We start from the raw sequence: 20419 nt of genomic DNA, 5'->3' as shown, positions 1-20419 counted from the left end.
GGAATTGAACAGGGAATTGAACAGGGAATTGAACAGGGAATTGAACAGGGAATTGAACAGGGAATAAACTTGCAAAAATTGAAAACAATTCCTCTACTGCAAGACCTCGGTTTAACCCCGCAACAAATCTCGGAACGCTTAGACTTGACTCTGGAAACAGTGCTTAACTATTTGGCACAACAGGAACAATGATCGATCCTGTTTCAACAGTCTAGAAAAGCATCAATAGTAGTGAATTAGTGACCTTTAAGCTATCAGGGATAACTCGATGAATAACGACTTATTGACTTTCTTCTTTTGTGTTGCTTTTCTCATTCTATATCTAGTTTTTTCAGCTTTAACCGAGATGGGAACAAAATGGCCTTGGACAAAAAAATAAGAGAAATACTTATAGATGTGAATAAACATAAAATCGGGTCAGGGATTCGGTCATTGGAAAAATTCTAGAGATTTGCTATCTAAATAATTAACTCGATCGCTCTACTGATAAAATATGAAACTAATTGCTGATATTTCCCCGAGCTTGGATTTATTCTTGTTGCTTTTTTTCTGGCATTGTCTCATCGGTGGCATTGCTACAGTCATCGCTATCAATAAAGGCTATCCCAGATTAAATTGGCTAATCTTCGGACTTCTGGGAGGAACCTTTACCTTTTTTATCGCTCTTTTCCTGAAAAAAAAGCCCAAAATTTAAGGGATGGTATTGCTTGATTATCCTTTAATAGTTCCCATCAACACCTCTAAATCTTCTGCGTCTAACTCCTCTGGGATACCATTGCGAATTAATTCCGAAAAATCCTCATTGGGAACCATAAAACATAGTGCATAAAGTCTTCCGTCCCCCACATTTCTAATCTCGTGAATACCCGTGGGACGGACTAATAAACTATCCCCTGGACCTAGGGGAATCGGTTTACCATCACAGATAGCCATTCCCTCCCCTTTGAGGATAAAAAACATTTCTACGGCAAAATGATGACGATGGGTAGGGGTGCAACCGTGGGGATCGAAAATTTCCACACAGACGGTCAAGGAATCCCCCGCTACGGTAGAATCGAAGACGATCGCTAAACGATTCGTATCCCCAGCGCTAATGCGAAAAACTTGATAATCCCGGGGAGATCGAATCACGGGTAACATACAATGATCGCTGGTTAGTTGGCTATTCATCGCTAATTTCGATCGAACTGTGGATGATTCTAAGACTAGCAAAAATTTTCAACTTCGCTCGATTGCGTCCACCACTTTACTCACATCTATGATCGCGGCCACATCATGGACGCGCAGGATATCGGACCCCTTAGCGATCGCTAAGGCACAGGCCGCCGCCGTTCCGAAAACTCGTTCTTTTGGGTCATCTTTGCCTGTAATCTCGCCGATAAAGCGTTTTCTCGACAATCCAATTAAAATAGGTAAATCTAAATCCCGAAATTGCCCTAATTCTCGCAATAACTCAAGATTTTGTCTCCCAGTTTTGGCGAAACCAATCCCCGGATCGATGATAATATTTTCCCTAGCAATGCCCCACTGTACAGCTTCCTTAACGCGATTCTGTAAAAATTCTTTAATTTCCTTGACTAAATCCTCATAATGTGTTAAAGATTGCATGGTTTGCGGATTGCCCCGCAGGTGCATGAGGATGATGGGAACAGCCAATTTAGCCACCGTAGGCAATAATAGGCGATCGAAGGTTCCCCCAGAAATATCATTGATCAAATCGGCCCCGGCGGCGATACCTTGGGCTGCCACGATCGCCCTAGTGGTATCGAGAGAGATAGGAATAGAACTTTGTTGTCGAATAGCGGTGATTACGGGGATAACTCGCGATAATTCTGCTTCTAGGCTAATTTCTTCGGCTCCCGGACGGGTGGATTGACCACCGATATCGATTATATCAGCCCCGGCCTCGATCATTTTCATCGCCTGTAGCAGGGCATTTTCAACATTGTCAAATTCTCCCCCATCACTAAAACTATCGGGAGTAACATTCAAAACACCCATGATATAGGTGCGTTTTCCCCAAGCAAAAATATGTTCACGAATTGCCATTAAACTAGACATAATAATAAATCCTGTTGAAAAAGTATATGAATTATGAATTATGAATTATGAATTATGAAGTGGGGAGAATAAATAAAAATAATCTCCTGACTCCTGAATACTGGCTCCTGACTCCTGAATACTGATCACCATAGTTAATTTTTAGGTAGGGAAGAATCTTTTAATTGAAAATAAGCTTGTACTTCTTCTTTCCAGAGTTGATATTTTTCTTGAATTAGTTGATATTGACTTGCAAAATCGAGGGTACAATCAACGAGATTGCTATCGATATCGCATTGCACTAATTCCCGTTCGATCAGGGTTTCTCGGATAAATTTTAAACATTCTTGTCTCAAAGTTTCCGCTTGATCAATAATTAGTTGGACTTGATTAATTGCTCGATCATATAATGGAGTTTGTGAATGAAAAATTTCGGAAGATGCGGCCAGATTTCGCAGTCTATGTAATTGATTTCTCTTTTCTACTAAACTGGCAATTTTGGGGTTAATTTCAAAAAGTAAGGTTTTCACCAGAGGAGCCAAGCGGCGAGTGTTAGTATAATCGTAGTTATTAAGATCGGATTTAATCAGGTGTACCTGTTGTAAATCGACGGTAATATCGTGGAATTGTATCTCGGTTTCGGTGATGGTGGGATGAATCGTTTTAACTTTCCAAGTAGTAATAGAAGTCAACTGCTGGCGATCACTATTAACCATTTGCTGCTCCATTTTCACCACATCAAGGGGAATACTATAAAGTTTTTTATCGGGAATATAGATGACATCGCTACCGAGAATACGATCGATTTTAGGACGACGATATAAATAATGATACAGGAATCGATAAAAGCTTTTACTGCCTTGAAATATCTGGACAAATAACCAAATTTTCCAGCTTAATAACCCGCCGAGAAAGCGTCCGAATAGATGGGAATTCGAGGAGGGGTTATTCATGAAATTCCGTTATCAGTTATCGGTGAGGAATCGGAGGTTTGGTTCTTTTCAGTGTTCGGTAAACAGTAAACAGTAAACAGGGATAAAGATGAAGATAACTAACTAACTAATTAACTTAAAACTTACATCTGATAACTGATCACTGATCACTGATCACTGATTAAGGACGTTCTCCGGGTAGATTTTTTGACGATGTTGGTTTCGATCTTACCTGTTGACGACCGTTGCGGATAACTTGTAACATTTGCCCTAATTGTCGATCAAGATCTTCTAAAACCGCTTCGGCATAGTCGTCAGCGCCTTTTTGAATTTCATGACATTCAGCTTGGGTTTTTTGTCGTAACTGTTGCACTTCCTGCAAGGTGCTGTGACGCATCTGTTCGATTTCATCGAGGGTTTGTTGTTGCAAGGATTCACACTCCTGCTGAACCCGTTGACGAATTTGGGCCGCTTGCCGTTCTGCTTGTTGAATAATACCGGACTCATCGAGAATTTGGGCGGCTCTTTGTTGAGCGGAACGAAGGACTTGTTGAGCGTATTCCTCCGCTTTAGTGATAATTTCCTGTTCTTCCTGCAAAATTGCTAAAGCTTTCTGTACTGCTGGTGGCACGGTTTCATAGATGAGATCGATCTGTTCGGCTATCTGTCCCTCATCGATGATTGTCCAACGGGTGAGGGGGATATGGAAACTATCAAAAATCATCTCTTGCAGACGCGCCAAATCCTGATAGATATCGAAATCGACGGGTGGACTGGGAACCCCACTATTAGAAGTGTTAGGTACTGCTTTTCTGCGATCATTAGGTTCTCGGCGCGCCATAGGTTCAGATCGTCCTCATTACTGTATTCTAGTATGTTAACTGTAGTATGAGTAAATATCTCTAGAAACGTTTTCTGGGACTAGATGGGTGACGGAGCCACCGAATTGAGCGATTTCTTTAACCACGCTACTACTTAAAAAACTATATTCTTTGGTGGTGGCTAAAAAAACCGTTTCGATCCCTTCCCAGAGGGTTTTATTGGTATGGGCCATTTGCAGTTCTTTTTCAAAGTCCGAGAGGACCCGCAACCCCCGCAAAAGTACCTTGGCCCCTTTCAATCTGGCATATTCAACCGTCAATCCTGAAAAACTGTCTATCTCAACGTTTTTCAGGTGTTTTGTACAGTAACTGATCTGTTCTATGCGTTGTTCGACGCTAAATAAGGGGTTTTTATGGGGATTGCAAAGAACTGCCACGATTACTCGCTCGAATAGTGGCACACTGCGTTCGATAATATCTAAATGACCGAATGTAACTGGATCGAAGCTGCCGGGGTAGATGGCGATCATTTCTCAACCTTCACACCTCGCCAAAAAGCGATATATCCTTTGATATTTTGGGCTTTTGGCTTAGGATCGGGATAATACCAAGCGGCATCTTTATTGTCCTGTCCATCTACCCTGAGAGTATAGTAACTAGCCTCTCCCTTCCAAGAACAAATGGTATGGGTGTTACTGGATTGAAAATATTCAGCTTTGATGGTATCGGGGGGAAAATAGTAGTTTCCCTCGACAATTTCGCAGTTATCGCTTTCCGCTACCACTGCACCATTCCAAATCGCCTTTGCCATGACACTAACTCCTAGTTCTGGTTCAAAATTATCTTACAACAGAGTTTGTAAATGTTGAACCAGTTGGTTAACCTGCACCACTCCCTCGATTCGATCGATCGGTTGACCGTTTTTAAAGACTACTAAAGTCGGTAAAGCTTGAATACCGTACTTAGTGGCTAAATTAGGATATTTGTCTGTATCAATTTTGACAATTTGTAGGCGATTTTTGAAATACATTCCCGTTTGTTCTAGAATCGGAGCCATCATTTGACAAGGACCGCACCAAGTGGCATAGAAATCCACTAACACGGGGAGATTAGTGGTTTGCAACAGTTCCTGAAAACTGGAAAACTCTTTTTTGACTGCCATAAATTGTCACCTCGCCGGAAAAATAGCCTTTTCCCTACTATAGCTTTTCTCAATGTCCCTTGATTTCTCCAGAGCAGTCATCGATCGCAGGGAAAATGCTAAGTTAAGTTAAAGACTCGACAGCCAACTTTCCATGAACATCCTAACCAAGCTGCTTTTTCCCGAAACTAAAACTCCAGAGCAAGTAGGTTCGCCGCGAGTACAGAAAAGCCGCCGGGGAATCGAGACTAAATCCGCCGCCGAAATCGTGATTATGCGACAAGCGGGTAAAATTGCCGCTACAGTCCTCAAGGAAATCGCCGAGATCGCTCAACCCGGGATGACGACGGCGGATTTGGATGCCTATGCGGAAAAACGTATCCGCGAAATGGGTGCTACTCCCAGTTTTAAAGGTTATTATGGCTTTCCTGCCTCGATTTGTGCCTCCGTCGATAACGAAGTCGTTCACGGTATCCCTAGCCCGAAAAAACGCCTCAAAGCTGGTTCTGTGTTAAAGGTAGATACGGGGGCCTACTACCAAGGTTATCATGGGGATTCCTGTATCACGATCGCGATCGGTTCCGTCTCTCCAAAAACCGAAAAATTAATCCGCGTGGCGGAAGAAGCTTTATATAAAGGCATAAATCAGGTAAAAGCTGGCAATTATCTGCTCGATATCGCAGGAGCGATCGAAGATCACGTTCAAGCTAACGGTTTCCAGGTAGTAGAAGATTTTACCGGCCATGGAGTCGGCAGAAATCTCCACGAAGAACCCTCGGTATTTAATTTTCGCACTAATCAGTTACCCAATGTCAAACTCCGCGCCGGGATGACTCTGGCAATTGAACCAATTGTCAATGGGGGATCTAAACATACCAGAACTTTGCGCGATCGTTGGACGGTGGTGACGATGGATAATGCTCTCTCCGCTCAATTTGAGCATACTGTCCTAGTAACCGCCACGGGGTACGAAATCTTAACCGATCGCAATAACCTATAAAATTATCTATAGATTTTTTGCTCTGGAATCTTAATTGGAAATTTATTTAGCGGTAGGATTTAGTCAAAATGTTTAAAAATATCGTTGTTGCCTTAGATTGTGGGGAATTATCGGATCGAGTCCTTCAGTCCTTGAATTCCCTTTCTCTAACGGCAAATTCTCGCATTATCCTCACCCATATCCTCGGCAAAGAAGGAGATGAATCGGCGGTGGATCGCCCTCACCCCTCCCGTGAGATTATTGAAGATCAATTGCGCTGCTATCAATCCCAGATTGCTGCCCCTAGTGAAATCGAGGTCATCTTTGGTGATCCAGCGGAGGAAATTATTCGTTTAGCTAATATCTATCATGCTGATCTGATCGTGATCGGCAGTCGGGGATTAACGGGAGTTCAACGGGTGATCGAAGATTCTGTTAGTAGTCTCGTGGTGGCAGAAGCTACCTGTTCCGTATTGGTGGTAAAAGCATAGCAGCCAGCACTCAGCGTCGAGACTCCCAGACTTGTGAGACAGCTATCAGGGATCGGATTTGAGCAGCACTGCTGACTAAAATTTGCAAATCTTATTTTTCCCCAATGTTTTCCCCCATACATTCCCCGGTATTTCCCCACTCACTCCCAAGTTTTCCACAGTTTACCCAGACTTTTCCACAGGCAACAGCGATAGAATCGGCACTTGCTTCCAGAAAAAATTAATCTTGATTGTAAAAATTCCCATCGATAGATACTGAGTTACTGTTAAGTTAAGTAAATAAAATCTAGCTCTAACCCTTATTACCTCGTAAATATTAAGTTTTTCTAAAGCATTCCTTTACATCTGGTAATATTGCAACTCCCCCCAACTTGGCTCACAATAGTCCTTACTGTCCACTGCACCAGTCAGGGATTTCCCCACTTCAGATTTAGAGGTAAACGATATGAATACATCAGTCAGTATCTTGGCAGAAATCCCCGAAATCCTCCACCAATCCCTACAACAATATCTAGAAACTCACCCCGGTTGGGATCAAGATGGTGTGTTTACGGCGGCTATATCATTTTTTCTACTTAATTGTCAATCCTCCGAAAGGATGAATTTTGAGGAGCAAAATAGCTGTGCCAAGGTTTATCTAGAAACTTTGTTCCAGCGCTCGGAGTGCTAATTCGGGGATAATAAGAGTCGGGTCATGGTTAAAAGCCCGATTTTCCCCTATGAATTCCGATAAAACCCCTAATTTAATCATTCCTCAGCTAATTATCGGTTTGGGTAATCCCGAACCCAAATATGATCGCACCCGTCATAATATCGGTTTTGAAGCGGTAGATGCCCTAGCGCGGGATTGGGGGCTATCTTGGCAGGAAAACAAGCGATTTCAAGGTTTTATTGCCGAGGGTGACAGTCCTCTCCCGGGCAAAATTCGTCTTTTGAAACCCCAAACCTATATGAATCGCTCTGGGCAATCGGTGCGATCGGTGCTGGACTGGTATAAACTGGAGCCGGAGTCGATTTTAGTCATTTACGATGATATGGATCTGCCCCTAGGCCGGTTGAGAATCCGTCTATCGGGATCGGCGGGCGGACACAACGGTATTAAATCGATGATTGCCCACGTTGGCACGGAAAGCTTCGCTCGTTTACGCATAGGAATCGGTAAATCAAGCGAAAAAGCAACTATTTCCCACGTTTTAGGCCGATTCACCCCCCAAGAAAACCAAGTGATCTTGAAAGTGTTAGACTTATCCAGAAAAGCGATCGAACTTGGTCTCAAACAAGGGTTACAAAAGGCAATGAGTCTCTACAATAATCAAAGTGTAGAGATTGGCTCTAATCTATGCTGATAGCAAATAAGCCTGATTTTAGTAATGGTTATAATAGCCATTTTCGTCTATGCTTTTACAGACCCCTTGGTTAAATCCCGATCGTCCTTTGCTAGATTAGGTCAATTTTTATCCTTGATATTAGCAGTTTAAGTATGATTAATCGCCAAAGTTTGCTGAGATTCGCCCACAAGTTTAATCTCATTTTATTGATAATCGCTACAGTTTTTTGTCTTTGGAGTAATGCTGCTTTTGCCCATCGTCCCCATGATGTGATTAGTCAAGTGGAAGTTTCTCCCGATTTCCAGACAGATAATACAGTATATATATTAGTAAGAAATAATTTTTATAAATCTAGCGACGGAGGTAGCAACTGGAAAAGATTAATTCAAGGTTTAGATTATACGGGGGAATTAAGTTCCCTATCCCTATCTCCCCTCAATAAAAATATTCTCTATTTAGCTTCAAGATCCGATGGTATTTATAAAAGTGAAGATGCGGGGGAATCTTGGCAGAAAGTTAATCAGGGTTTAGCAACTAACTTTATTAACTTTGTACAAATTGCCCCTTCCGATCCCAATATAGCAGCAGCAGTGGGATTAGAAAAAGGGGTTTATTTAACCGAAGATGGCGGTAAAAATTGGTCAAATATTTTCCCCACCACGGCACTGATAACCTCTCTAGCTATTACCCCCAACAATCCGGGGCGAATTTTTTTCGGGGATGAAGAAGGTAAATTATACAGTTCCTCCGATGGGGGGAAAACTTGGCAGAATCTCCCCTTACCTGCTAATGTGGGGGCAGTGGATACAATTGCTTTTTCTCCTAATCTAGACAGGGATAAAACCTTTTTTGTCGGTACAAAAGAAGCAGGTATTTTTAAAACCGTTGATGATGGTAAAACCTTCCAAGCTGTTAACGAAGGAATTAAAGATAAAATCATCGAAGACATTGCTATTTCTCCCGACTATGCCCGAAATTCTACCCTTTATGTCATCACTTGGTATGACGGAATGTATGTTTCCCAAGATGGGGGGAAAACTTGGACAAAAATGAGCGAGGGTTTAACCAAAGATCCCCAGGCTGATGATTATAAAGTTCCCCACTTTATCGATTTAAAAATAGTTCAAGATACGATGTTTTTAGGGGGATTTAATGGCTTATTTAAAACCACGGATAGCGGCAAACAATGGCAGGAAATAGAAACTTTAGCCCGGGGAACAGTTATCGCCATGGCGGTTTCTCCTAATTATGCCGAGGATGCCACCGTCGTCATTACTAATTATGTAGGCAATATCTTCATCAGTCGGGATAAAGGGGAAACTTGGACACCAATTAATCGCGGTTTAGAAGTTTATCGACTTGGTAAAGATCCGGAAGAATCAGGGCAAGATCCCCGGCGTTTCTTTGACATTGCCTTTTCTCCTAACTATGGACAAGATAGAACTATTTTTGCTGGGTTTTTACGCAATAGATTTGCCAAATCCTCTAACGGTGGTGATTTATGGAAAATTATCGAAATTGATGAAGGAGTCCGCGGTCCGAGAATAGTTCCTTCCCCAGATTTTGCCAAGGATAAAACTCTTTTTCTCAGCAATCAGCAGGGGAGAATATTTCGTTCTACCGATGGAGGAAATACGGTTAAAAATATCAGTGAAGTGGGCAGAATTTTCGGTAATTATGCCCCTGCCATGGTAGCTTCCCCCGATTTTGCTAAGGATAAAACTTTGTTTGTCACGGGAACAGAGGGTATTTATCAAAGTGTCGATGGTGGACTAACTTGGAAAAATGTCAGTCAAGGAACCCCCCTATCAAAAAGCTCTAATGTGCAGTTGGCAATGTCTCCCAATTATCCCAGTGATGGAACTATTTTTGCTGGGACAATTTCTGGTTTGTTTGTCACCAAAGATGGGGCTAAAAGTTGGACAAAATTAGAGAAACCAGGGTTTAATCCGCAGGCATCAGTAGAAACCATTGCTATCTCTCCTGATTATGCTAATGATCGCACGGTAATGGTTAGTTTACAGGGAAATGGATTGTTTAAATCTACCGATGGCGGGGAAAATTTTAAGCTAATTGGTGATCCTAAAATACCCCTAGTGAAAATTCATAGTATCCCTTCCTCTGGGATCTCGGTCCAGTTTTCTCCTAATTACGCTCAAGATAAAACTTTATTCGGTTTTGGTGGCGCTAAAACTACAGTTTTTCGTTCCACCGATGGGGGAGAAACTTGGACAAGTGTAACTATTCCTCCTCACGCGGAAGAAAATACACCCCGCTATAAAATCGGTGAATTTTTCTCCAGTCCCCTTGGTACAATCTTGCGCGTGGTTATCCCGATTCTCCTGGCAATCGCCGCTTATTTTCTGGTGGGTTTCTTGAAACTGGAGAAAGTTATTAATCTTCCTAAATCCTTCTTCCGCATGGCAGGGGCATTTATGGTTTTTCTGTTTGTTTTCTTCGCTATCATTAGCCAAGTTTAGCGGAAATTTTCACCGGCGGGGCTTGACAAATCCCGCCGCTTGCCTTATACTTATATATATAATGGGAATCCGTGCCTGCCTGCGACCTCTGATTTTTACGGTAGTCAACCCCTCAGACAATTAACCATCGGCAACGTAGGGATTAACCATCTTAGCGGGGTCAACAATGCGATCAAAATCCGCTTCCTCGATGTATCCCAGTTGTAAGGCTGCCACTTTCAGAGTTAAATCTTTTTCTAGGGCATAATGAGCGACGTAGGCAGCCTTTTGGTAGCCAATCGCGGGACTTAATGCAGTCACCAGCATCAAGGACTGATTTAAAAAAGTCTCAATTTGTTTTTGATTAGCAGTCATCCCCTGAACCAAAAACTGACAGAAATTACCGCAACCATCCGTGAGCAAACGGATAGACTGCATGAGATTATGAATCAACAGCGGTTTATAGACATTCATTTCCAGATGTCCTCCGGCGCCTCCCATCGTCACCGCTAAATCATTAGCCATCACCTGCACCGCTATCATCGATAAAGCTTCGCATTGGGTGGGATTAACTTTCCCAGGCATAATTGAAGAACCCGGTTCATTTTCCGGCAGCTGTAATTCTCCGATTCCACAACGGGGACCACAGCTAAGTAAACGGATATCGTTAGCAATTTTATAGAGGGAACTAGCGATAGTTTTCAGTCCCCCGCTCAAGAAAACCAGAGCATCATGGGAACCTTGCACGGTAAACTTATTAGGAGCGGTAATAAAGGGTAATTTGGTCAGATTAGCGATTTCGGCAGCCACATCTCGATCAAAATCTGGGGGAGCATTAATTCCCGTACCGACTGCTGTTCCTCCCAAGGATAAACGATAGACTTTTTCTAGACATTTTTCTAGCCAATCGCTGCCATCATCCAATAAACCCACATAACCGGAGAATTCTTGTCCGAGGGTTAAGGGGGTGGCATCCTGTAGGTGAGTGCGACCAATTTTAACTATATTTGCCCATAATTGCGCTTTTTCATCGAGACTATTCCGTAATAGTTGCAAACTGGGAATTAATTTTTCCTTGACTGCCAAGGCAACGGCAATATACATGGCCGAGGGAAAGGAATCATTCGTCGATTGGGACATATTAACATGATCGTTGGGGTCAACCGGGGTTTTGCTCCCCAAAGGATTCCCCGTCAGTTGACTACAACGATTGGAGATGACTTCGTTGATGTTCATGTTAAATTGAGTGCCACTTCCCGTCATCCAAACGTAGAGGGGAAAGTTATCTGCGTGTTGTCCGGCTAAAATTTCATCGCAGACTTGACAGATTAGGTTTTTTCTCTCCTGACTGAGACGATTTTTTTGCTGATTGACAATTGCACAGGCTTTTTTGAGAATGGCATAGGACGCGATCATCTCCCGGGGCATGAGATTATCACCGATACTAAAGTATTGTAGGGATCTTTGGGTCTGCGCTCCCCAAAGTTTATCGGCAGGTACGCGAATTTCTCCCATGCTGTCTTTCTCGATGCGAAATTCTGTCATCTTTAAGTTACTTCTGAGGTCAGCAAAAGATGGTCGTTATCTGGACTGAAAAGAGGGGGGTTACAGGGCGACACGGATTCCCACTATAAGAAAATTATAAGTCAAGTCTAGCTAGTTTGTCAAGCCCTATTGGGACTTTTTCTGGCGGCATTTTTACCCGGGAGGTTGACAAGAACAGCTGTCAGGGTGCTGGGGCGATTAGGATGATTAAATGAGACAAAAACTGTTATATTTTAGGGAAGATAATCGGTAAAAAAGAAGGGATTGGAGACTATGGACACAGCGATCGCATTAGGTTGGACATTGGGAATTATCTTAGGGTTGATGACCCTTTTGTTTATCTTACGGATCGTGCTGACTTGGAATCCACAGGTAGATTTAAATAGCTTTCCCTTTAATATTATTGCCTGGCCCACGGAACCTTTTTTAATCCCCGTGCGTAAACTCATACCCCCCTTGGGAGGAGTGGATATTTCTCCAATTATCTGGGTGGGAATTTGTACGCTGCTGCGGGAAATTCTTCTCGGTCAACAGGGTTTAATTACCATGACCTTAAAATAATTATTTAAGCAACTAAAATATGCTGACATAATTTATGTTCTAACTCTCGTTCCTCTTTTTCTAGGGTAATAATTGCCTGTTTGATAATACTTTTAACATCCATACCCTGGTCGTATTGTTTTAACCATTGTTGTGCAGTGTTACCCTCGCGGAGGATTTTTTGTAGGGGAGAGAGGAAACAACTAAAACCCCTTTCTTTAGCGATCGGATAAACTTGAACATAGAGGTCTTTAATCCAATCCCTAGCCAAGATTTCTCGACCATCGTACCAATGTCTCAGGGTGGCATCAAGACTAAAACGCGCGGCAGCCTGTTCGTTTTCTTGGGTTAAAGTTAATAAATCGTCGCTACGATTGCTGCTGGGTAATTGACTTAAAATTAAGGGGTCTAATTGGGGATCCTGTAAAAGTTGAGTTAAACGGGCCTCTAAAAAAGCCATAACTGCTAATAAACTAATAGGATTAGCAATCAGGTCACAAATTCGCAATTCTAGACGATTGAGATTATAGGGACGATTGCTACCGTTAGGACGTACTGACACCCAGAGATGACGAACATTCTGCATCGTAGCGAGTTTTAATTGTTCCTCAGTCCAGGTGACAAAATGTTTATGACTTTCAAAGAGGGGAACATAAGCAGGAGTTTGGGGGAAAACTTGCCAACGACGGGAATGGGAACCGGTGATTTTACCGTCGAGAAAGGGAGAAGAAGCACTTAAAGCCAAGTATAAAGGAGCTTCTAGGCGAATTAAGCGACAGGCACGCATTAAATCCTCATAATCGCTAATACCGACGTTAATATGAATACTGGCCGTGACTACATTAGTGCCGTAGGTCTGTTCAATATAGTCATGATAGGGATTGTGGGGGTCGCTGCGATAAAAATGTTGACTATCGCCCAAGGAGAGGGTACTGCCGGGGATGAGGGTATAATCGCCTAAACGACGCAAATATCGCCGTAGAGCCAGACGAGGTTTTAAAGTAGCGCATAAAAGACGGTCATAGTTAGTCATGGGAGCCGTAGTATATTCTACGTTACGACTATCCGGTTCCCGGACAAAACCATCTAAATCCTTGACAATGCGATCGGATAAACCGATAATTTCTCCGGCTGCTGTTCCGGTATACATTTCCACTTCAAAACCTTTACTTAGGAGCATCGTCAATCCACCCTGCTGTGTCTATTTTGTAGTGTGACATTATTTGGACTGTAAATGACGTTCAATCAGCAGAATCGCCACTATATCATCAATGGGACGATCGGGAAGACGCATACCCTGGGGGATGAGTTTCTGTAATCCTTTGGGGGGGAACATTTGCCAATAGCGATCGCGAGCTTCTAGGGTACTATTGCGTTCATCTACTAGAGTAATCGGGATAGTAACACGAGCGGCAATTTTTTCGCGCCAACTTTTCGAGGTGGTTTGGTTCCCCATCACCAATAATTCGATCGGATATTGTTGACAGAGACTGGCTAAACGCTCGATCGCTTGTGACGATGATATCACCTCATGGGTATAAATTTTCCCCGTCGATGACCTGACCGCGATCCCACATTTATCCTTACCCGGATCAAAACCGAGAATACACATAGTTTTTATCTTCTGCAGCAGTGGTCGGTTTTATTAAATCACTAAATTAGCAACTGTCTTGATTGTCAAGGGTGTGGGGTGTGGGAAGTGGGGATAATAAATAAAAATAGTCTCGGAGTCTCGGAGTCTTCTTAATACTGTCTCCTGACAAATATGATAATGTTCAACGGATTTAGTCTCGGTGAAAATTTAACGGGAGAGATAGCGGCTTTGAGTGCGGCGGCGCTTTGGGCGGTTTCTGCGGCGATTTATAGCCTATTAGGCCAGAAAATCCCGCCTTTATTGCTTAATTTTCTGAAAGGAGTAGTCGCGATCGCTTTAATTGCCCTGACGCTGCCCCTTTCCGGACAATGGCGCGATATTAATCAGCAAAGTTCGGTATTTATACTCTTGACAAGTGGCGCAATTGGTATAGGAATCGGTGACACGGCCTATTTTACCGCCCTTAATTATTTGGGACCGCGAAAAACCCTACTGTTAGAAACCCTTTCGCCTCCTTTGGGAGCAATTCTAGCGGCGACTTTTTTGGGGGAATCCCTGAAAATATCGGCTTATATTGGCATGATTTTGACCATCTTCGGGGTTGCTTGGGTTATTTCCGAAAAAACTCCCGAAATCAATAGTCAACGTCCTTGGCGGCGAGGAATTGCCTGGGCTTTAATCGCAGCGATTTCCCAAGCGGTGGGGGCGGTTTTATCTCGTCAGGCACTGGTGGAGTCGGGAATGTCGTCTTTGCAGAGTACCCTTTTTCGTCTGTTAGCGGGGACGGGAATAGTGTTAATTCTGATGTTTTTTCGCCGTCAGGAATCATCACCAGCGATTAACTGGTCATTGCGTCTGATTGCTATTATTATTATCACCGCTTTCGGCAGTACGTTTTTAGGGATATGGTTACAGCAAACTGCTCTAAAATTCTCTCCTGTGGGTATTGCCCAAACTCTCACCGCCACCAGTCCTTTATTTGTCTTACCGATCGCAGCCATGATGGGGGATCGGATTAACTTGCGGGCGATTTTCGGGGTGATTATCGCTTTGCTAGGAATTGGGATTTTGTTTCAATGAGTGGTTTCTCCATCGGTTTGTAGTCTTGTTTTAGCAATAATGCGGGTTTTCTTTAAATCTCCCTCGCTCAATTCTTCTCCCACCTGTAAACGGGTGGCATTAGTTTGGAGGACAGTGGCGGCGTTTTTTTCTCCCAATTGTAGGGCAGTTTTGGCCGCGGTTTGTAGCATGGTGGCGGCGGCTGCTCGATCGCCTTGTTTTAATTTTTCTTCAGCGATTTGGGTTTGACGATATTTGGCTAAAGTCAGAATCGATTTCTGAACTTGATCGTTTAATTGGGATTGATAGAGAGCTTGGGAGGTTATATTAAGGCTAACAGTCGCAGTTTCTAGCCCTTTTTGACCGGAAGCGGGATCATCGTAGCGAATCTTCACCTTAGCTATGGTGTGAGTACCGGGGGGAATTTGGTCAATATAGAGATTGAGGAGGAGAATTTTTTCTTCATCTATCATTAAATCCCCCAAACGGGTGATGTAAAAATTGCCCTCTTGTTGTAGGGTCATTTCTATGGTTTCCGGGGCAACTTGGGCGATGGGTTTTAAGTCGGCTAAATGAGTCCGAGCATCTAATTCTAATTGCAGGAAAGCGTTAGTTAACCGCACAGATTGCAGACGGTTAAACAGACGAGTAAATTCAATTAAAGCCTGTTCGGGTCTTTCGATATAGGATAAACTTCCGCCGGCGATATCGGCAATTTTTTCTAGGATATCTTGATTCCAATGATCGCCAAAACCGAAGGTATTTAAGGTGATACCGTACTCAGCCGCTACTGCGGCTAATTTTAAACAGCGTTGATTGTTTCCGTGTTCATTTTCACCATCGGTAAGCAGAAAAATATGAGACACATAACCTTTGCTGCCGGTAGAACTTTCTTGAATACCTAATTTTATCCCTTCATCGATCGCCGTGCCTCCTCCCGCTTGTAACTGTTTAATTTTTGAGCGAATTAAGGTCAGATCATCCTGTCGCGATTGGGAGGGAAGAATAACTTTAGCGCGATGATCGAAAGCTATCACCGAGAGACGATCATTAATACCGAGGGATTCTATTAAACTTAAAGCCGCTTTTTTGACCGTTTCTAGGGGTTTTCCCTGCATAGAACCGCTATGATCGAGAACTAAACAAAGATTAATCGGTAAATTTGTGTTGATCTGTTCACTGGTGGCGGCGATCGAGAGCATCAGTTGACGTTGACTGCTGCTTTGATTAGCATTGATATGACTGTCACTCAAGGCCGATTTTATAGTTACCCGCATAAGAGTTTTTAATCGTGGTCGTTGATATTTATATTCTAATGAGTATAGTTAGATTTGTGCTTATTTTCCCGTCCGGCATCGAGTTAGACAAGTTGGAAACTGGGTGCATCTCATTTTTGTCAATCTACATTGATCTTAAAAATTAGGAATTACCCAAAAAAAGAGCCTAAATCAATCAATAAGTCCTTAACAAAAATAAAAAAGGAATAAATACGACTCTCTTATTCTTTGTGTGATAAGTTTAACTTATATAGGAGCGACCGATCTTTGTGTCCTTTGTGTCTTTGTGGTTCGTGCCACTCGCTCGCCAGCAGAATTATATCTCAAGAATACATTTTACCCACCAAACCCAAGAGAGCGTAAATACTAATGTTGAAAGCCTCTATTAATGGCACTTTTGCTCCTTGACTGTTCCCTTTTTGTTAACCACAAAGACAGGAAGTTAGGACTTTAACTAAGGGAGAGAAGGAAGGTGAGAAGAACCATTCATTAAAGCGGCGATCGCTTGTTCTAGGGCCAGGGAAATATGGGTCCAATGGGTTCCCCCCTGACAAAAAACGATATAGGGTTCCCGCAGGGGTCCATCGGCAGAGAATTCCGAGGTGCTACCATCGATAAACGTGCCACCAGCCATCACTACTTGGCTCTCATAGCCCGGCATTTGGGCAGGAACGGGGTCTAAGTAGGAACCGATGGGAGAATAGGCTTGAATGGCTTTACAGAAGGCAATCAGCTTATCGGGGGAACCGAGTTTAATCGCTTGAATAATATCGCGTCGAGGCACAAAAGGAGCGGGATTGACCGGATAACCCAACTTATCGCCCACATAGGCAATTAAATGACTGCCTTTCATCGCTTCTCCCACCATTTGCGGCGCTAGAAACAATCCCTGATAAAGAAGACGATTTTGGTCAAAAGTTGCTCCTCCCTCCCCACCGATCCCCGGTGCTGTCAGACGATAGCAGGCCATTTCCACTAATTCCGCTTTACCTGCTATGTATCCCCCGGCCGTGACAATTGTACCTCCGGGGTTTTTAATTAGAGAACCGGCCATCAGATCTGCCCCCACATCGGTGGGTTCTTGGGTGTTGATAAATTCTCCATAGCAATTATCGACAAAACAGACCGTATTCGGGTTTTGTTGTTTAACTATACGGACAATTCTCTCGATTTCGTCAATAGACAAACTCGATCGCCACGAATAACCGCAGGATCTTTGAATATGTACTAAACGGGTTTGGGGTTTAACTGCTGTTGCCAAGGACAACCAATCGATCGCACCGGTAGAATCTAGCTCTAATTGCCGATAACTAACGCCAAAATCTTTTAAAGAGCCTTGACCACTGCCCCTAATCCCGATTACTTCCTCTAGGGTATCGTAGGGCGCACCCGCTACCGCTAACATCTCATCCCCCGGTCGAAGAACCCCATACAAGGCACAGGCGATCGCATGGGTTCCTGAAACAAATTGTACTCGCACCGCTGCCTTTTCGGCCCCCAGGGCTTGGGCGAACACTTGATCTAAAGTATCCCGTCCCAAGTCATCATGACCATAACCGCTAACACTAGCAAAATGATGCACCCCGACGCGGTTTGCACGGAAAGCAGCGAGGACTTGACGGAGATTTTCCTTGACCTGTGCGTCAATTTCCGAAAAGATGGGGAGTAGGGCCTTTTCTGCCCTGTGGAGTAGAGAGGGGATATCCATCAAACAATAGACTGTGATCTGTATTGCATTTACCTTAAATGTCGGCTTGGAGAAACCCTCGGTTTTACCTCGGAGATGAAAAGCCGACCAATATAGAACAGCACTTCGACAGGCTCAGTGTCCACATTTCGACACATTTCGACACATTTCGACAGGCTCAATGTCAAGGCTCAGTGACACGAAGCACAACTCTAAACAGTTGTGTTAAAATCCAAGAGTCAACAGGTTGAAATGCCGCTCACATCGTGGAAATCCCGTTGCAATAGTACGGCACTTTTGAGGAGAAAAAAGAAGACAAGAGCCACCCGAAAACTCTTAAAACAGGGGAGTAAGTCTTTTCCAAGACTGAAATAAACTAAAAACATTTTGCCGTAAGGCAGATAGGGTAGGGCATACCCGAATCTTGGTTGAAAGACCAAAACGCTTGGAGAGCTATCCACAAGTGGACAACTAGATAACAAGTGATATTCTAGTAGGTTCGGATAGGACATAATCGTGTAAGACGTGAGTAGGGGAAACCAGAAAGCGCGGTGATGAGCTTCAAGAATCCCTCGCCTGAGCGCTTCGGGGATTGTCAACAAGCCTACTGATCATACAACGTCAATCCTTCCGCTGAAAACATCTGCCAAGGTTGACAATAGGAATGATTAGAGCGGCCCACTTGGGGGGGGTGAGGCTCCCTGTGGTGGGGCCCCGGGGGGAGGGCCACCGGCAGCAGGTTCGTTCCCCCCACCACCAAAGAGACTTTGCCAAGAAAAACCTTGCCTTGGTCGGGTGTCCGAGGGTGGATTAATTAAGATATGTTCGGAGCCATCGAGTCCGCTTTTAACTTCGGTACGATTGCCGATAGTAACGCCAGTGGTAATGGGGACAAATCGGGGTGGTTGGTTAGGTGCGCCAACAAAAACACCAGTTTGCTCGTTCTGACGGGTAACGGCAATAGTTGGCACGGTTAAAGCGTTTTTCAGTTGGCCGACTTGGAAATCGGTAGAAACATTCATTCCCGCCTTTAATTCCCTGGCCGCCTTTTCTTCTAGGGTCACTTTCACTTCAAAACTGGTGACATTTTGTTCTACCGTTGCCTGGGTGGCAATCAGAGAGACTCGTCCATGGAAGATTTTATCGGGATAAGCATCGGCTGTAATCGTCACCTTTTGCCCAACCCGGATCTTATCAATGTTTTTTTCTGCTACATTGCTGACCACTTCATTTTGTGAAACCAGGGATAAAATCGAGGAAGAAGTGGCCGAAGATACGGAACTGCCGGTCGTAGTAGGAGCCACAAAAGCCCCCGGTTCAGCGTAGACAAAAGTAACCACCCCGTCAAAGGGTGCTTTGATGATGGTATCCTCAATCTGAGTTTTGACATTTTGTAGAGAACCCTGAGCAGTAGTCACCTCCGCCCGTGCTTGATCGATTTCCTCCTGTCTTGTTCCTGCTTGGAGAAGGTCTAAGACCTGTTGTTGATTTCTCACTTCCGCCTTTGCTTGAGCAATTTCTTCCGAGCGAGTTCCTTCTTTAAGGAGAGATAGCTTTTCTTGGGATTCAATCACGGCAGCCTGGGCGCTATCCCTAGTTGCCAGTTTTTCGTTTAAAGTCTGTTGAGATATGGCTCCTTCGTTGAAAAGTAGCTGATTGCGACGATATTCATCATCAGATTTTTTGAAAATGGCTTTTAAACCTTCTAAACGAGCTTTTTCTTGGGCAATTTCCTGAGAACGATTACCGGCCATCAGCTTTTGTAGGTTGGCTTCTAGTTGTTCCAATTTCGCTTGGGCCTGAGCGATTTCTTGGGGACGATTACCGGCGATTAGTTTGCGGAGATTAGCTTGGGCTGCCGCTAGTTTGCCCTGGGATTCTAATAATTGACCCTGCCAATCAGAATCGTCCATTTTAGCAATTATCTGTCCTTTTTTGACAGTATAACCCTCATCTACTAGCAGTTCCTTCAAAATTCCTGCTGTTTTAGGGCTAACATTAACCACTTTTTCCGGTTCCACAGTGCCATTAGCGGAAACGATGATCGTTAGATCCGTCTGTTCCACGGCTACAGGCAGCGGACGGGAACTATCCCGGTGGGGGGTATGCCCAAACTGACGATAGGCGAGAACAATACCACCAATGGCTAAAAATAAAGCTAGTAATCCCAATGCCCAGCTAATTGCGGGCTGTTTGTTAAGTTTTTGGAAGGAGGAACTATCTGACATAGTGAGTAAGAAACTGGTGGGTTAATTTAGAGAGAACCTGATTGTTGAACAGTCTGTTCCGATTCCACAGCACCATAATCGAGCTTAATAATATGATCGGCTAGATGAAAATAGCGCTCATCATGGCTAATAACGCCAATTCAAAAATGAAACGCATCAACCTCAAGAGTTGACAAAGAAAGGCTCATCAGGTACTGTCTGATCATTAACAAAAACAAATCAGACCCAAAAACGAAGCCCTCAACATCTTAACATAGAACAAAGAAACTTGCTCTACCAACTTAGTCAGGAGGGAAAT

21 protein-coding genes and 1 pseudogene are annotated in these 20419 nt (G+C 43.6%); 9 read left to right on the top strand and 13 right to left on the bottom strand.

Annotation, left to right across the window (positions count from 1 at the left end; genetic code table 11):
- Both LW728_RS14900 and LW728_RS14895 read left to right on the top strand, forming a co-directional pair.
- Positions 1-192: pseudogene (locus LW728_RS14900) on the top strand (Rpn family recombination-promoting nuclease/putative transposase); the annotation flags it as partial.
- Between the two features lie 301 nt (positions 193-493).
- Positions 494-694, top strand: a complete 201-nt coding sequence (locus LW728_RS14895) for a hypothetical protein (RefSeq protein ID WP_039899996.1) — start codon at positions 494-496, stop codon at positions 692-694.
- Positions 695-711: 17 nt separating this feature from the next.
- Here LW728_RS14895 and LW728_RS14890 read toward each other — a convergent pair whose 3' ends face one another.
- From LW728_RS14890 to trxA, 7 genes are all read right to left on the bottom strand, one after another.
- A complete protein-coding gene (locus LW728_RS14890) occupies positions 712-1170 on the bottom strand; it encodes a cupin domain-containing protein (RefSeq protein WP_002800061.1) in 459 nt (152 codons plus the stop codon).
- Positions 1171-1218: 48 nt separating this feature from the next.
- Entirely contained in the window at positions 1219-2061 is an 843-nt protein-coding gene (folP, locus tag LW728_RS14885) for a dihydropteroate synthase (protein WP_287767140.1), read from the bottom strand.
- 134 nt (positions 2062-2195) lie between these two features.
- Positions 2196-2993 (bottom strand): hypothetical protein, encoded by a 798-nt coding sequence (locus LW728_RS14880; protein ID WP_287767139.1) that lies wholly within the window; start codon positions 2991-2993, stop codon positions 2196-2198.
- A gap of 160 nt (positions 2994-3153) precedes the next feature.
- On the bottom strand, positions 3154-3813 hold the full coding sequence (locus LW728_RS14875) for an ATP synthase subunit B family protein (RefSeq protein ID WP_002800054.1): 660 nt from the start codon (positions 3811-3813) through the stop codon (positions 3154-3156).
- Positions 3814-3849: 36 nt separating this feature from the next.
- Positions 3850-4323, bottom strand: a complete 474-nt coding sequence (coaD, locus tag LW728_RS14870; protein WP_002800053.1) for a pantetheine-phosphate adenylyltransferase — start codon at positions 4321-4323, stop codon at positions 3850-3852.
- Positions 4320-4604 carry a DUF427 domain-containing protein gene (locus LW728_RS14865; protein ID WP_002800052.1) on the bottom strand — a complete coding sequence of 95 codons (285 nt, stop codon included), beginning with the start codon at positions 4602-4604 and terminating at the stop codon, positions 4320-4322. The genes coaD and LW728_RS14865 overlap by 4 nt, the downstream gene beginning before the upstream one ends.
- Before the next feature lie 33 nt (positions 4605-4637).
- The gene (trxA, locus tag LW728_RS14860; RefSeq protein ID WP_002765348.1) at positions 4638-4955 is read right to left on the bottom strand and encodes a thioredoxin; all 318 of its coding nucleotides are present in this window, start codon (positions 4953-4955) and stop codon (positions 4638-4640) included.
- A gap of 133 nt (positions 4956-5088) precedes the next feature.
- Here trxA and map point away from each other — a divergent pair, with 133 nt between their 5' ends.
- The 5 genes from map to LW728_RS14835 all read left to right on the top strand — a co-directional run bounded on the left by map (position 5089) and on the right by LW728_RS14835 (position 10212).
- A complete protein-coding gene (gene map, locus LW728_RS14855) occupies positions 5089-5934 on the top strand; it encodes a type I methionyl aminopeptidase (RefSeq protein ID WP_002800051.1) in 846 nt (281 codons plus the stop codon).
- Between the two features lie 68 nt (positions 5935-6002).
- A complete protein-coding gene (locus tag LW728_RS14850) occupies positions 6003-6404 on the top strand; it encodes a universal stress protein (protein WP_002800050.1) in 402 nt (133 codons plus the stop codon).
- 445 nt (positions 6405-6849) lie between these two features.
- A complete protein-coding gene (locus tag LW728_RS14845; protein WP_271975742.1) occupies positions 6850-7074 on the top strand; it encodes a DUF2811 domain-containing protein in 225 nt (74 codons plus the stop codon).
- A 49-nt stretch (positions 7075-7123) separates the two neighbouring features.
- Positions 7124-7750 carry an aminoacyl-tRNA hydrolase gene (gene pth, locus LW728_RS14840; protein ID WP_287767137.1) on the top strand — a complete coding sequence of 209 codons (627 nt, stop codon included), beginning with the start codon at positions 7124-7126 and terminating at the stop codon, positions 7748-7750.
- Between the two features lie 134 nt (positions 7751-7884).
- Positions 7885-10212 (top strand): WD40/YVTN/BNR-like repeat-containing protein, encoded by a 2328-nt coding sequence (locus LW728_RS14835; RefSeq protein WP_287767135.1) that lies wholly within the window; start codon positions 7885-7887, stop codon positions 10210-10212.
- 120 nt (positions 10213-10332) lie between these two features.
- Here the strand turns inward: LW728_RS14835 and fumC are convergent, their stop codons facing one another.
- On the bottom strand, positions 10333-11736 hold the full coding sequence (gene fumC / locus LW728_RS14830; protein ID WP_287767134.1) for a class II fumarate hydratase: 1404 nt from the start codon (positions 11734-11736) through the stop codon (positions 10333-10335).
- A 273-nt stretch (positions 11737-12009) separates the two neighbouring features.
- Between fumC and LW728_RS14825 the strand changes: the two genes are divergently transcribed.
- A complete protein-coding gene (locus tag LW728_RS14825; protein WP_002800042.1) occupies positions 12010-12297 on the top strand; it encodes a YggT family protein in 288 nt (95 codons plus the stop codon).
- A gap of 4 nt (positions 12298-12301) precedes the next feature.
- On the opposite strand, the gene gshA is transcribed toward LW728_RS14825, so the two are convergent.
- Together gshA and LW728_RS14815 are read right to left on the bottom strand one after the other, a co-directional pair.
- Positions 12302-13456, bottom strand: a complete 1155-nt coding sequence (gshA, locus tag LW728_RS14820; protein ID WP_002800041.1) for a glutamate--cysteine ligase — start codon at positions 13454-13456, stop codon at positions 12302-12304.
- A gap of 39 nt (positions 13457-13495) precedes the next feature.
- Positions 13496-13888 (bottom strand): pre-16S rRNA-processing nuclease YqgF, encoded by a 393-nt coding sequence (locus LW728_RS14815; RefSeq protein ID WP_287744842.1) that lies wholly within the window; start codon positions 13886-13888, stop codon positions 13496-13498.
- 159 nt (positions 13889-14047) lie between these two features.
- Between LW728_RS14815 and LW728_RS14810 the strand changes: the two genes are divergently transcribed.
- A complete protein-coding gene (locus tag LW728_RS14810; protein ID WP_287666944.1) occupies positions 14048-14950 on the top strand; it encodes a DMT family transporter in 903 nt (300 codons plus the stop codon).
- On the opposite strand, the gene LW728_RS14805 is transcribed toward LW728_RS14810, so the two are convergent.
- The 3 genes from LW728_RS14805 to LW728_RS14795 form a co-directional block, all read right to left on the bottom strand.
- Complete coding sequence (locus tag LW728_RS14805) at positions 14944-16206, bottom strand: vWA domain-containing protein (protein WP_287767130.1); 1263 nt, start codon at positions 16204-16206, stop codon at positions 14944-14946. The two genes, LW728_RS14810 and LW728_RS14805, sit on opposite strands and share 7 nt — an antisense overlap.
- A gap of 454 nt (positions 16207-16660) precedes the next feature.
- Positions 16661-17914 (bottom strand): methionine gamma-lyase family protein, encoded by a 1254-nt coding sequence (locus LW728_RS14800; RefSeq protein ID WP_287767128.1) that lies wholly within the window; start codon positions 17912-17914, stop codon positions 16661-16663.
- A 647-nt stretch (positions 17915-18561) separates the two neighbouring features.
- Positions 18562-20121, bottom strand: coding sequence for an HlyD family secretion protein (locus tag LW728_RS14795; RefSeq protein WP_287666953.1), 1560 nt, complete (start codon positions 20119-20121; stop codon positions 18562-18564).
- Positions 20122-20419: the final 298 nt, after the last annotated feature.

This window comes from Microcystis sp. 49638_E5 (genome assembly GCF_021300285.1).
Classification (GTDB): Bacteria; Cyanobacteriota; Cyanobacteriia; order Cyanobacteriales; family Microcystaceae; genus Microcystis; species Microcystis aeruginosa_C.
The sequence above is the reverse complement of the archived record's forward strand: the minus strand, read 5'-3'. Positions and strand labels throughout refer to the sequence as shown.